Consider the following 12,921-nt stretch of genomic DNA (forward strand, 5'->3'; position numbering starts at 1 on the left):
CTCTTTATCTGTACGATCTGTGCGCTTGCCTGCTTCAATGCTGCATAAAATCCGGGCTACCCAATATCAGTGAGGCACGCAAGGCTTCGGGATTGCCATTCACAATTTCTATACTGCGCCCGGACAAGCCTGGCCCCAGTGTTTGCAACAAGGCCGTGGCGCTGACCGCAGGCATGACTGCGGGCCGGTCTGATTTTTCCTCAGCCTGTTTTGCCAACTGCTTCTTGCCCATTTTGTCTCCATCCTCTATCTCTTTATCAAATGGCAGGCGGCCAGTTGCGAGTGCGGTGGCAAAGTTGATGCGGCGGCTAATGGCATCCGGGTTCATCCATGCATCCTGCGTGTTTTTATAGCCATCGGGTGTCTGGCTGCCGTATAGAGGCATGCCGAGTTGTGCCAGTACGCCCAACACGGGCCTGACATTTTGCACCTTGACATCACTGGCGCGGATGGCGGACACCACATATTGATACGGGGTTTTATATTTCACGCCCGCATTTTGGGGATCACGAAATTCGGCACTGGCAAACAGCGTCTGCAATACGGCCCGTATGTCACCACGGGTATCGAGATAACGTTTGGCCAGCCTCTCGACCAAGGCTGGTGCAGGTTTGTCAGCGACAAAATATTGCGCCAGTTTGAAACTCAGGTGATGCGCAGTAGATGGGTGTGTTGCCAGCACATCGAGCGCGAATTCTGCTTCTGCCTGACCACGCACAGGTATGGATTTGCCCAGCCACAGCTTGCTGCCTTTATCGTGTCTGTCAGCATCAAAGTAAAAGTTTTGATTACTCCTGACCATGGCACGCGGATCAAAGGTCCAGCCGGTCAGCATGCGTGCCAGTTCGGTCACGTCTTTCTGGGTATAGCCACCATCCACACCCAGGGTATGCAACTCCATGACTTCACGCGCATAGTTTTCATTCAGGCCGCTGGACTTGGCCTTTTGTCCGCCGCCCTTGCCCTGTTTGCCATTCGCATGAAAATCTGCTGACGTGGATAACCAGTTATCCAGATAAAACAACATGGCAGGGTGCTTGGCAGTCGCACCCAGCAAATCACGGAAGTTGCCAAAGACATAGGGACGTATCGCATCGCGCTCATAGCTGGCGACAAGTGCACGGTCCAGGCCTTTGCCATTGAACACATTGAAATGATTGAACCAGAAATCGACCATCACTTCTTCCAGCTGATGCGAGCTTTCTATGGCACGGTATAGTCTGGATTCTGCGGTTTGCTCAATGATGCGGCCAACCAGTTCACGGCGTTTCTTTTGCGCAGCGTCGGATTCATCGCTGGTGTTTTTCAAGGCTTTTTGATAATCAAACAAGACCGAGCCTGCGCTCTGACTCATGACATCGAGTGATTTCAATTTCTCTTGCAAACCATCTGGCAAGGGCAGGAATTGCGGATTCAGCTGCTGCTCTATATAGGCATCCACACCCATTTTTTTGACCCGTTCTATATCACCAGGTCGCGGGCCATAGGCCAGGCGGTTCAGTACGTGCAAGGCTTCGGCCTCAGTCGAAGGACCTGCAGCATGCACAGGAAGAGCACAGATATTTACGGTAATCAACAACACCAGCAAGCCAGGAATTTTTGTCAGGTTTCTCATCTATTTTTTATACCCGTTATTGAAACTGTTGAAGTATTTATGCAGAAGAACAATGATTTGCTTATTCATTCGTACAATGTATTCAATATAGTTTCATGCGAATAGCTTTCACAAGTAACGACATGTAAATCAAAATAAGCAAAACTGCGGATTGTTACAGGAAAAATCCTTGTAGCCCCTCGCAAAACCTGCGCGACTACCTGATACATTTCGCTCTTGCAGAATGTACTTCGATTTGTAAATTTCAAATTCGAAATTTCTAAATTTGCAAGCTGGTTTTATCATCATGTCAGAACGCATTCCATCTCACTTCATCTCATTTCAAATATACAAATACATTCGCGGCCCTGATGAAAAACGCAGGCAATGGTAAGCTTGCAAGATTGAAACTTGAAAGTTGCTTATGCTTCTCACCACAAAAAAGCTCCTGCTCCCTGCCCTGCTTGCGGTCTCGCTGGGCATTTTCCAACCAGCACACAGTCTTGCAGCGAATCTCAAGATAGGCCTAGCCGCTGACGTCAATTCCATCGACCCGCACTATTTCAATAGCGGGCCAAACAACGCCATGGCCTCCCATTTGTTCGAGGCACTGGTCAGTGTTGATTCAGATGGCCGCGTTGCACCTGGCCTGGCGCTGTCATGGAAGGCGATTAACCCGACCACCTGGGAATTCAAATTACGGCCTGGCGTGAAGTTCCATGATGGCAGCGAGATGACGGCAGAAGATGTGGTGTTTTCCCTGGACAGGCCAGCACAGATAAAAAACAGCCCTGGCCCCTACACCAGCTTTACCAAACAAATCATTGGCAAACAGATCGTTGATGCCCATACCCTGCGCCTGAAAACGGCGACGGCATACGGCCCGCTGCCGCTGGACATGAGTTCAGTCTTCATCGTTTCAAAAAAAGCAGCATTGCAGGCAAGCACCGATGATTTCAACAGCGGCAAGGCAGCAATCGGCACCGGCCCCTATAAATTTGCCAGTTTCAAACGCGGTGATGCAGTTGAGCTGACAAAAAACGATGCTTACTGGGGTGAAAAATCGGCTTGGGACAAGGTTACCTTCCGCATCATCACCGCCGGTGCGCCACGTATGGCCGCACTCTTGTCTGGTGATGTCGATGCGATAGAGAGTATTCCTCCAGCAGATTTGAGCAAACTCAAAAGCAATGCCAAATTCAAGCTGGAACAAAAAATTTCCTGGCGTACCCTGTTCTGGCAACTGGATCACCTGGCCAGGGTCCCACCTTATATCACTGACAAGGCTGGCAAACCGTTGGCGACCAATCCCCTGAAAGACATACGCGTGCGCAAGGCGATTGCCAAGGCCATCAACCGTACGGCATTGACAGAGCGCATACTGGAGGGCCTTGCAGTGCCAGCATCCAATCTCGTCGCCCCTGGTGTGTTTGGCTATAACGATAGTCTGAAGGTCGAAGCCTACGACCCGGAAGGCGCTAAAAAATTGCTGGCTGAAGCCGGCTATCCAAATGGCTTTGCGATGACCCTGCATGGCCCCAATAATCGCTACATCAATGATGAACAGATAGTGCAGACTGTTGCGCAATTTCTCAGCAAGATAGGTATACAGGCCAAGGTGGAGACGCAACCACTGGCAGTGTATTTCCCCAAAGCGTCCAAGGGCGACTACAGCATGGCCTTGCTGGGCTGGGGTTCACTGGCTGGTGACTTCGCGTTACGTACCACTCTGGGTACTATTAATGCCGACAATGGCTGGGGCAGCTGGAACTGGGGCAAATACAGCAACCGTGCACTGGATGAGGCGATACAATCTTCGCTCGCATCTGTCGAAGCAGACAAGCGCGAAACATTTGCCAAAACGGCCATGGCGACCGCCTTGCTGGATTATGCGGCCATCCCCCTGCATCACCAGTACGCCAGTTGGGCCATGCGCAAGGGCTTGCATTACAAGGCCAGGACGGATGAATTTACCTTTGCCCACCAGTTCAAACCAGACTGAGTTGCATTGAAAATGCCAAAAAAAATCCCGCGATATGAAGTCGCGGGATTTTTGTTTTATGCAAAGACTGCTATCGGGAATCAGGATTTATGTATCAAGATTTATGTATCAAGATTTATGTATCAGGATTTATTAAGCACACCCTGGCAAACTGCTTTTTGCGGGTCATTCGCGGGCAGCTTGCCGCAGATGCCATCAAGCTGACTACGGGCTTTCTGGTAAGCGACCTGGTGCTTGCCTTCCTTATTCCAGTCTATGAGTTTTTTACCCATTTTTTCCAGATACGCGCGGTTGCGCTCATAGAAGGCATTATCTACTTTTGCAGCTTCACCAAAGACACTTTGCACGGCTTTTTCTATACGCGCATCATCATTTGGTGCCAGTTCTACCAGGCTGCTGACATAGTTGGAACCCCATTGCAAACGGGTGGCCGGGCCCTTAGCGGCGTTATAGGCTTGCTCATACCAGTTGGCTGCCGCCACTTTGTCACCACGCTTCTTGGCATTGGAACCCAGGGTGGACATGAAATAGTAAGGTGAATGTGAACGCTTGAGTTCAGCCTTTAGCAAGCTGTCAGAATCATCAAGCAAACCAGCATCACCCAGAGCATGGGCGGCAGCATTGACGACAGACTGCCGCTCATAGGCATCGGTAGTAGCCTGCTCTATCGCAGCTACACGCTTTTGCACATCCTTTTGCAAAGCCGCTTCTGGCTTGGCATTATCCAGACTGGCCAGAGCAACCTGGGCACCAACTGCACCCAACCTGTCGGTCTTGGAAATCGTGGCATCATCAGCCAGCTTGACTACGGCCGCATTCCAGGCACGTACCAGCTTGTTGCGTGGTTCAGATTTGGCGACAGTCAGAAACTCGGTGATTTCGCCGGCGGCATTGCTCAGCAAATCCATATTGTCGCGTGCTGTTTTGGGGTCATTGATGGCTTTCAAGACTTTATCTGTTGCCTGGGCCTTGTCTATGTTTGGCAATGTCTGGCCTGGCTTGGCTGTCGCTGCTGCGTAAATACCACGTAGGTACAAACGTGTGGCATGCAAACCAGCCGGGCTCAGTTCAGACAGCTTGAGCAAAGTCGCCACCAGCTCTTTGCCGGGCACCAGTTTTTGCTCAGGATCGTCCCATGAATAATCGGCCAGCAGGCTCCAATCCTCATCCTTGAGATTCTTATTACCCGCCAGTGCCAGCTTCATGGTGTCTTGCACAGACAGCGTGGTATTCAAAGCCTGGGTCAGCACTTGCAGATAACGTTCAGAATCAACTTCACCGGGCAAACGGGTGATCTCTGTGCCGTCAGGTTTAAACAAGATCATGGTCGGATAACCACGCACCTTGAATTGCGATGCAAATTTTTGTGCACCCGGGGTATCGCCATCCAGATATACCGGAATGAAATGACGTGATTTATCGATGAATTCCTGGCGATTGAAAATTGTCGCCTTTACCTGGTTACAAGGCGGGCACCAGATTGCACCCCAATATAAAAACAGGGGTTTGTTGCTGGTCTTGGCCTGGGCAAAAGCCGCATCCACATTATTGTCCTTGCGCCAGTCTATACCACCCTGCGCGGCATTGGCTGCATGTGCAGAGGCGCTGGCCGCCTTGCTATCCGCCGCCTGTGCGGGCAATGCAGTCATGACAGTCAGTGAAATTGAGGTGCTTGCAGCCAACAGGGCTGCCATCAGGGGAGTAGTCATTTTCATCGGTTTTGACCTGGATAAATATATCAAGAGACTCAGTGTAGCAAATTTAGTGTCTTTGCAGTACAGCGGACGCAAGCTGTTATCAGACTAATTTTGAGTATGCATATTTGTTTTTCTCCAGCAAGAAATACCTGGCCCGCTCATGCCATGTCGCTTATGCCTTATGCGTCTAAGCAAGTAAAAATATCATCGTTCACAAGTCTGGCATTTTTGCGCAAGATGGACGATCTGCAAACCGAGAGTAAAAAATGAGCAAAATCGCACATATAAAACAATTAATCAAAACCCGCCAACGTCAGCGCCGCACGTCTTTCGCCGCCGCATTGCTGATTGCCAGTGTCAGCCTGCTTGCTTTTTACAGCACGGCACAAGCTGCCACCGGCATACTGAATGCATCCTATGACGTGACCAGGGAGTTATTCAAGGACATCAATCCCGCCTTTGTCGCAGACTGGAAAAAGAAAACCGGCGAAAGCATCAGTGTTAACCAATCCCACGGTGGTTCCAGCAAACAGGCGCGCTCGGTGATTGATGGGCTGGAAGCCTCGGTCGTGACCATGAACCAGGCCAATGATATCGACATCCTCGCAGACAAGGGCCTGCTGCCACAAGACTGGGCCAAACAATTCCCAAATAATGCAGCACCGTTTTATTCAACCATGGTGTTCCTGACGCGCAAGGGCAATCCCAAGCACATCGCCAGTTGGGAAGACCTTGGCAAACCCGGCTTGAAAGTCATTATCCCCAATCCAAAAACCTCAGGTAATGGCCGTTACAGCTACCTGGCAGCCTGGGGCTCAATCATCAAGGCTGGTGGTACTGAAGCTCAGGCACGCCAACTGGTAGAAAACCTGTTCAAGAATGTACCGGTACTTGATGGCGGTGGACGCGGTGCCACCACCACCTTCACCCAGCGTGAAATTGGTGATGTACTGGTAACCTTTGAGAATGAAGTGCAACTCGTACGTCAGGAATTTGGTGACAACTTTGAAGTCGTCTATCCAAAAATCTCTATCCTGGCAGAGTCTCCAGTTGCGGTGGTAGATAAGGTAGTCGACAAACTGGGTACCCGCAAAATCGCCACAGCCTATTTGCAGTTCCTCTATACCGAAGCTGGCCAGGATCTGATCGCCAAACACTACCTGCGCCCACGCTCAGAAATCGCAGCAAAAAAATATGCAGCCTCTTTCAAACCCGTGAATTTGTTTACTGTCGATGATGTTTTCGGCGGCTGGAAGCAGGCGCAAAAAAAACACTTTGATGATGGCGGGGAGTTTGACCGCATCTATGTAAAAAAATAGGTTTGCATTAAACCCAAGATAGACGGCACGACAGAAATCATCCAGGTAAAACATCTATCTATGTTTTGCTCATATACCCAGCATGGTGAGATGTTTTCTGTCGTGATAAGTCAGAGACAATAGAATACAGTGCTTCACTTCATCAATTGGGATTTCATCATCCTGATGAAAAATAATGGCACGATTACCTTCAAACTTTAGCTTATCGCTGTAAAGCTCTTTGAATGTATCAAGCAGCCTGGTCTGACAATGAAAATACATGGCGTATTGTTCTGGCGCCGAACTCTTCCAATCTATTCTGACGGTGCTGCCAGTCTTCGTTAGATAACTCGGTTCACCCCACTTCAGGGTTTCTTCCAGCGTGTCAGAAATTTTATGTTCCGATGCGACATCCAATACCAACTGCCGCAGGAGCATCAGCTTTTGCCGTAGGTGCGACGGATAGTTGTTGAATACTTTTGCGACCTGGGGATTTTTTATTTTACCCATTTCCGCCCTCATCCTCGCTGACACATCATGTTGAATGCTTATTATCGAAATAATATAGTCAAAATACGTAGCTGAAATAAACTGAATAGAAAAGCATACCGCAAAAACAAAAAAAGCCTTGATTTCTCAAGGCTTTTTTCACTCTCTTAACGAGAACTTACTGGCGTCCCCAAGGGGATTCGAACCCCTGTACTCACCGTGAAAGGGTGATGTCCTAGGCCTCTAGACGATGGGGACAGATTCTGTCCGTGTTGCTGACCTAAATCGTAAATTACTTGCTGCCCACAATAAATAATAAAGTTTATTGGCGTCCCCAAGGGGATTCGAACCCCTGTACTCACCGTGAAAGGGTGATGTCCTAGGCCTCTAGACGATGGGGACAACAAGTAATGTTCTGCTCTGCCACTTTATTTGGTGGAGGTAAGCGGGATCGAACCGCTGACCTCTTGCATGCCATGCAAGCGCTCTCCCAGCTGAGCTATACCCCCGACGCTGCAGAACAGAAACAAGATTATAGGGGATACATCGTCAGATGTAAAGCCCCCAGACTTTCTAGCCTGCAATTACACTTAGGCGCTGCGTAACGACTTCACGGCCGAACAACTCGATGACGGCATCGATAGATGGCGTTTGCAATTGACCTGTCAGCAGCAGGCGTAAAGGCATGGCCAGTTGCGGCATCTTCAGTGAGAAGTCGGCCAAGGTTTGTTTCATGGCGGCAGACAGGGCTGCCTTGTTCCATTCCACGGTTTTGCAAAGCTCGGCGTATTGGCGCAGGGCTGGCAAGATTGCCTCAGTCACATGCTGGGTCAACAATGCCGGATCTGCTGCTGGCTGACGATAGAACAGCATGGCAGCCTGTCCCAGCTCTACTGTGGTATTTGTGCGTTCTTTCAACAGCGCGATTACGGCTTCCAGTGCGGGTGCATTATCAAACTGTGCACCGTCATCCAGCATTTGCTGTTTGATCAAACCTGCCAGGCGCACATTGTCAGCGGCCTTGATGTAGTGGTTATTGATCCAGGCCAGTTTTTCAGGATTGAACTGGGCAGCAGAACCAGATAAATGGCTTAAATCAAACCAGCTGCACATTTGCTCCATGGAGAATATCTCATCATCACCATGGCTCCAGCCCAGGCGCGCCAAATAATTCAGCATGGCTTCAGGCAGATAACCTTGCTTGGGATATTCCATCACACTGACAGCGCCATGACGCTTGGACAGTTTTTGGCCATCAGGGCCCAAGATCATAGGCAAATGACCATAATGCGGCAGAGTCGCGCCAAGTGCGTTCAGGATATTGATCTGGCGCGGTGTGTTATTGACATGATCATCACCACGGATAACGTGGGTGATTTGCATGTCCCAGTCATCGACTGCCACGCAGAAGTTATAGGTAGGTGTGCCATCGGGGCGGGCGATGACCAGGTCATCGAGCTCACGGTTGGCTATGGTGATTTGCCCCTTGACGACATCCAGCCAACTGACTTCGCCATCCAGCGGGTTTTTGAAACGTATTACCGGTTTGCGGTCCGCCGGAATCGCAGGCAAAGTCTTGCCAGCTTCGGGACGCCAGGTGCCGTCGTAACGCGGTTTTTCACCTGCTGCACGCTGACGTTCACGCATGGCTTCAACTTCTTCCTGCGAGGAGTAGCAGTAATAGGCAGTACCTTTTGCCAGCATGTCGGCCAGCACTTCGCTGTAGCGCTCCATGCGCTTCATTTGATAGTAAGGGCCCTCGTCATGATGCAAGCCCAGCCAGTTCATGCCATCAAGAATGGCTTGCACAGCTTCTGGCGTCGAGCGTTCAAGATCGGTATCTTCTATGCGCAGCACGAAAGTGCCACCAAAATGACGGGCAAATGCCCAGCTGAACAAAGCAGTGCGGGCACCGCCAACGTGGAGATAGCCGGTAGGGCTGGGGGCGAAACGGGTACGTACAGTCATGAGATCACTAGCCTGCGCCCTGCTGTCGATGCAGCTGACATACAAGAACGCGATAATGGTTAAAACCAGCATTTTACCGTTTTAACATCCAGGACGGATAGTTTCATGACGTAGGGCGCCCCACTGAACTCTGGAATGAAGCCTGCGTGATAGTATGGCGGCGAAAACAAACACCCGGATAAAGCAACAGATATGCAAGCCCAGCCTCCCCCGTCCCTGCCTTTGCCAGTACGCGACGGCATCGCGCCCAGCTATATCTGGATACCAGAAGGCCATTGGAACAATGTCTTCAGTTTTTTGCAAGCTCATTTCCCGGATGTGAGTGCAAGCATCTGGCAAGCACGCCTGGGAAGACAAGAGGTCGTTGATCAACACGGCAAAGTCCTGCTTGCAGATAGCGCTGTCAAACGCGGCATGTGTATTTACTACTACCGTGAAATCGAGAATGAAACACCTATCCCGTTTCATGAAGAAATCCTGTTCCAGGATGAGCATTTGCTGGCGGTCGATAAACCGCACTTCCTGCCAGTCATTCCATCTGGTCGATTTTTGCGGGAAACCCTGCTGGTCAGACTAAAGAAAAATACTGGCCTGATGGATCTGACCCCCATACACAGGCTGGACAGGGAAACCGCAGGCGTCATGCTGTTTTCACACAATCCAGCCACCCGCGGGCAGTATCAATCCCTGTTTCAGCGCAAAAGCATGGCAAAGACCTATCACGCCATTGCGAAGCATTTGCCAGAACTGGTTTTCCCGCTACGCCATCGCAGCCGCATGGAAGAAGCCGACAAGTTCTTTGTCATGCGTGAAGTGGCAGGCATGCCAAACTCAGAAACCCTGATCGACATCAAGGAAAGGCGTGGTGAATATAGCCTTTATCAATTGCAGCCTGTGACTGGTAGAAAGCATCAATTACGCCTGCACATGAGCAGCCTGGGTACGCCCATTCTTAACGATGCATTTTATCCAGTCGCCCTGCCCTGCAAGACAGATGATTTTTCGGCGCCCTTGCAGTTGCTGGCAAAATCCATTTGTTTCGATGATCCACTTACCGGCAAGCAACGCTATTTTGAAAGTAAAAAGTCATTATGAACGACTGCCATAGAGGGATGTACGGGCAAACGGGTTGACAGCAAGTCTCTAAAGCGGTAATATTGCGGTCTTCGGAGTGTAGCGCAGCCCGGTAGCGCATCTGCTTTGGGAGCAGAGGGTCCAAGGTTCGAATCCTTGTACTCCGACCAGATTGCAGGGATCGTCAGCGACGGTCCCTTTTATTTCGGTAGATTCATTTCTTGGAAGTTTTAAGTTGAATCGCCTAAAATAATAAATGACAGACCAGTTTTTCGGAGTGTAGCGCAGCCCGGTAGCGCACCTGCTTTGGGAGCAGGGGGTCCAAGGTTCGAATCCTTGTACTCCGACCAGTTAAAAAGGATCGTTGATAATTCAACGATCCTTTTTTCTTTTCTGCTTTACATTTTCCGGTTTCACATATTTTTGCTTCACATATAAATGATTTATTTCAAGCGAGCCAGTACCCGCAAATCATCACCCACTTGGCTGATTTCGTGAAATTGCAAAACACTCGCCTGATCCACATGTGTCAATTCAGGTAAATTAAATAAACCAGCTCCACTACCCAACAGCTTGGGCGCCAGGTACAGCAATAATTCATTGACACAGCCTTGCGCAATCAATGCACCGTTCAGAGTCGCGCCTGCTTCCACATGCAATTCATTGATTTGCCTGCGTCCCAGTTCTTGCATCAGGGCGGGCAAATCGACTTGCTGATTTGCACCTGGCAAGCAAATCACTTCTGCCCCGGCCTGTTCCAGTTGCACCTGTTTTTCAGCATCAGGCTCAGCACAGACAATCAAGGCCCCGCCTTGCAACACTTTGGCTTGTGGCGACATGCGCAGATGGGAGTCAACAATGATTTTTTGTGGCTGACGTGGCGTGTCTACGCCGCGGACATTCATCATGGGGTCATCTGCCAGCACGGTACCTATCCCAGTCAAAATCGCATCAGCACGCGCCCGCCATTGATGACCGTCCCGCCTGGCTGCTGACCCGGTAATCCACTGGCTTTGGCCATTGCTCAAGGCGGTGATGCCATCGAGGCTACCGGCAACTTTCATCCTGACCCAGGGCTTGCCGGTTTCCATGCGCTGGAAAAAACCTATGTTCAATTCGCGTGCCTGCAAGGCGAGATCAGGAAAAGTACCACACTCAACTTCAACACCAGCTTCCCGTAAGATACTTAAACCGCGCCCTGCTACTTGTGGATTGGCATCCTGCATGGCAGCGACCACACGCGCAATACCGGCATCACGCAAACCGTTTGCACAAGGTGGTGTACGGCCAAAATGGCTACATGGTTCCAGCGTGACATAGGCTGTAGCGCCACGCACATCATGGCCTTTTGCGGCGGCGTCACGCAAGGCCTGCACCTCAGCATGCGCCTGCCCTACTGGCTGCGTCCAGCCCTGCCCCAGCACCTGACCATCACGCACTATCACGCAACCCACTTTGGGGTTGGGTGAAGTTTCTATGGTCGCGCGTCTGGCCAGCTCCAGCGCTTGCTGCATGTAAGCATAATCAGCCTGCTTATCCATACTCGCCTGCACCTCAGGTATTTTGTATGGTGATGGTGGGGAATTTGCTGGTCATGTCCTTGGCCTTTTCCGCAACCTTGATGGCAACCTTGCGGGCGATGTCTTTATACAGACCGGCGATTTGCCCATCAGGTTCGGCAACCACGGTAGGTGTACCAGAATCAGCTTGCTGGCGTATGCTCATCGTCAAAGGCAGGCCACCGAGGAAATCGACGCCAAAATCGGCGCACATTTTCTGACCACCGCCCTCGCCAAAAATATGCTCGGCATGACCACAGTTGGAGCAGATATGGATGCTCATGTTTTCGACGATGCCCAGGATAGGGATACCGACTTTTTCAAACATCTTGAGTCCCTTGCGCGCATCCAGCAAGGCGATATCTTGTGGCGTTGTCACAATAATGGCGCCAGTCACCGGCACTTTTTGCGATAGAGTCAGTTGCACATCACCCGTACCTGGTGGCATATCAACGATGAGATAATCCAGGTCACGCCAATTGGTTTGCCCCAGCAATTGCTGCAGGGCCTGGGTAACAATGGGACCACGCCAGACCATGGGTTCATCCGGGTCTATCATAAAACCGATAGAGGATACCTGCAGACCATGGTTTTCCAATGGCTCCATGGTTTTACCGTCGACCGTTTCAGGGCGACCAGAAATACCCATCATCATGGGTTGCGAAGGGCCGTAGATGTCGGCATCCAGAATACCGACCGCCGCACCCTCTGCAGCCAGCGCCAGCGCCAGATTCACAGCGGTGGTCGATTTGCCGACCCCGCCCTTGCCAGAGGCAACTGCAATAATGTTCTTGACCTTGGGCATGAGCTTGATACCAGGCTGCACCGCATGCGCAATGATTTTTGAACTCACATTGACACTGACCTTGCTCACACCAGGCAGGGCAGCAATGGCTGCAACTACGGCAGCGCGCATCATTTCAAACTGGCTTTTGGCCGGGTAACCCAGTTCAACATCCAGGCTCACATCTGCGCCTTCTATCTTGATATTTTTTACTGATTTAGTCGTTATCAGGTCTTTATTCGTGTTTGGGTCTGTCACTTTTGCCAATGCGGCTTTAATGTCGTCAACTGTAATACTCATGCAATTCTCCATAGATATCCTGCAAGTCTAGCGCAATTTGTGCGTCTGGGCTGCAATACCCTTGCTGATAGGCTTGTTGTAAGGGTGCATCTTGAGAAGATACAAACTCCTTTGCCAAATAAAGTTCAAGCATAATAGCCCTGCGCTCATTTGTTT

The 12,921-nt window shown here is 50.5% G+C and carries 9 protein-coding genes and 5 tRNA genes; 5 read left to right on the forward strand and 9 right to left on the reverse strand.

The genetic code is table 11. The features are described from left to right. Positions 1–34: 34 nt before the first annotated feature. Positions 35–1,615: a DUF1800 domain-containing protein gene (locus UNDKW_RS15435; RefSeq protein ID WP_162059393.1), complete on the reverse strand. Its 1,581-nt coding sequence runs from the start codon at positions 1,613–1,615 to the stop codon at positions 35–37. A 403-nt stretch (positions 1,616–2,018) separates the two neighbouring features. On the opposite strand from UNDKW_RS15435, the gene UNDKW_RS15440 reads away from it, so the two are divergent. After that, a complete protein-coding gene (locus tag UNDKW_RS15440; RefSeq protein WP_162059394.1) occupies positions 2,019–3,596 on the forward strand; it encodes an ABC transporter substrate-binding protein in 1,578 nt (525 codons plus the stop codon). 122 nt (positions 3,597–3,718) lie between these two features. On the opposite strand, the gene UNDKW_RS15445 is transcribed toward UNDKW_RS15440, so the two are convergent. Then, a complete protein-coding gene (locus tag UNDKW_RS15445; RefSeq protein WP_232062988.1) occupies positions 3,719–5,311 on the reverse strand; it encodes a thioredoxin family protein in 1,593 nt (530 codons plus the stop codon). 248 nt (positions 5,312–5,559) lie between these two features. Here UNDKW_RS15445 and UNDKW_RS15450 point away from each other — a divergent pair, with 248 nt between their 5' ends. Next, positions 5,560–6,612: a sulfate ABC transporter substrate-binding protein gene (locus tag UNDKW_RS15450; RefSeq protein ID WP_162059395.1), complete on the forward strand. Its 1,053-nt coding sequence runs from the start codon at positions 5,560–5,562 to the stop codon at positions 6,610–6,612. Positions 6,613–6,681: 69 nt separating this feature from the next. Here the strand turns inward: UNDKW_RS15450 and UNDKW_RS15455 are convergent, their stop codons facing one another. The 5 genes from UNDKW_RS15455 to gltX form a co-directional block, all read right to left on the reverse strand. Then, positions 6,682–7,101, reverse strand: a complete 420-nt coding sequence (locus UNDKW_RS15455) for a DUF1801 domain-containing protein (protein ID WP_162059396.1) — start codon at positions 7,099–7,101, stop codon at positions 6,682–6,684. A gap of 161 nt (positions 7,102–7,262) precedes the next feature. Further along, a tRNA-Glu gene (locus UNDKW_RS15460) sits at positions 7,263–7,338 on the reverse strand. A 68-nt stretch (positions 7,339–7,406) separates the two neighbouring features. Next, positions 7,407–7,482, reverse strand: a tRNA-Glu gene (locus UNDKW_RS15465). Between the two features lie 31 nt (positions 7,483–7,513). Beyond that, a tRNA-Ala gene (locus tag UNDKW_RS15470) sits at positions 7,514–7,589 on the reverse strand. A 64-nt stretch (positions 7,590–7,653) separates the two neighbouring features. Beyond that, on the reverse strand, positions 7,654–9,048 hold the full coding sequence (gene gltX, locus UNDKW_RS15475) for a glutamate--tRNA ligase (RefSeq protein WP_162059397.1): 1,395 nt from the start codon (positions 9,046–9,048) through the stop codon (positions 7,654–7,656). A gap of 192 nt (positions 9,049–9,240) precedes the next feature. Here gltX and UNDKW_RS15480 point away from each other — a divergent pair, with 192 nt between their 5' ends. From UNDKW_RS15480 to UNDKW_RS15490, 3 genes are all read left to right on the forward strand, one after another. Continuing rightward, a complete protein-coding gene (locus UNDKW_RS15480; RefSeq protein ID WP_162059398.1) occupies positions 9,241–10,143 on the forward strand; it encodes a pseudouridine synthase in 903 nt (300 codons plus the stop codon). Positions 10,144–10,215: 72 nt separating this feature from the next. Further along, a tRNA-Pro gene (locus UNDKW_RS15485) sits at positions 10,216–10,292 on the forward strand. Positions 10,293–10,395: 103 nt separating this feature from the next. Then, positions 10,396–10,472, forward strand: a tRNA-Pro gene (locus UNDKW_RS15490). Positions 10,473–10,565: 93 nt separating this feature from the next. Here UNDKW_RS15490 and ribD read toward each other — a convergent pair. Both ribD and apbC read right to left on the reverse strand, forming a co-directional pair. Beyond that, entirely contained in the window at positions 10,566–11,663 is a 1,098-nt protein-coding gene (gene ribD, locus UNDKW_RS15495; protein ID WP_162059399.1) for a bifunctional diaminohydroxyphosphoribosylaminopyrimidine deaminase/5-amino-6-(5-phosphoribosylamino)uracil reductase RibD, read from the reverse strand. A gap of 13 nt (positions 11,664–11,676) precedes the next feature. Next, complete coding sequence (apbC, locus tag UNDKW_RS15500) at positions 11,677–12,765, reverse strand: iron-sulfur cluster carrier protein ApbC (RefSeq protein WP_162059400.1); 1,089 nt, start codon at positions 12,763–12,765, stop codon at positions 11,677–11,679. Between the last annotated feature and the right edge of the window lie 156 nt (positions 12,766–12,921).

The organism is Undibacterium sp. KW1 (assembly GCF_009937955.1).
Lineage (GTDB): Bacteria > Pseudomonadota > Gammaproteobacteria > Burkholderiales > Burkholderiaceae_D > Undibacterium.

Excerpts from the sequence above, each read along its gene's own strand:
- UNDKW_RS15435 (WP_162059393.1), bottom strand. The coding sequence starts at position 1,615 with ATGAGAAACCTGACAAAAATTCCTGGCTTGCTGGTGTTGTTGATTACC.
- UNDKW_RS15440 (WP_162059394.1), top strand. The coding sequence starts at position 2,019 with ATGCTTCTCACCACAAAAAAGCTCCTGCTCCCTGCCCTGCTTGCGGTC.
- UNDKW_RS15445 (WP_232062988.1), bottom strand. The coding sequence starts at position 5,311 with ATGAAAATGACTACTCCCCTGATGGCAGCCCTGTTGGCTGCAAGCACC.
- UNDKW_RS15450 (WP_162059395.1), top strand. The coding sequence starts at position 5,560 with ATGAGCAAAATCGCACATATAAAACAATTAATCAAAACCCGCCAACGT.
- UNDKW_RS15455 (WP_162059396.1), bottom strand. The coding sequence starts at position 7,101 with ATGGGTAAAATAAAAAATCCCCAGGTCGCAAAAGTATTCAACAACTAT.
- gltX (WP_162059397.1), bottom strand. The coding sequence starts at position 9,048 with ATGACTGTACGTACCCGTTTCGCCCCCAGCCCTACCGGCTATCTCCAC.
- UNDKW_RS15480 (WP_162059398.1), top strand. The coding sequence starts at position 9,241 with ATGCAAGCCCAGCCTCCCCCGTCCCTGCCTTTGCCAGTACGCGACGGC.
- ribD (WP_162059399.1), bottom strand. The coding sequence starts at position 11,663 with ATGGATAAGCAGGCTGATTATGCTTACATGCAGCAAGCGCTGGAGCTG.
- apbC (WP_162059400.1), bottom strand. The coding sequence starts at position 12,765 with ATGAGTATTACAGTTGACGACATTAAAGCCGCATTGGCAAAAGTGACA.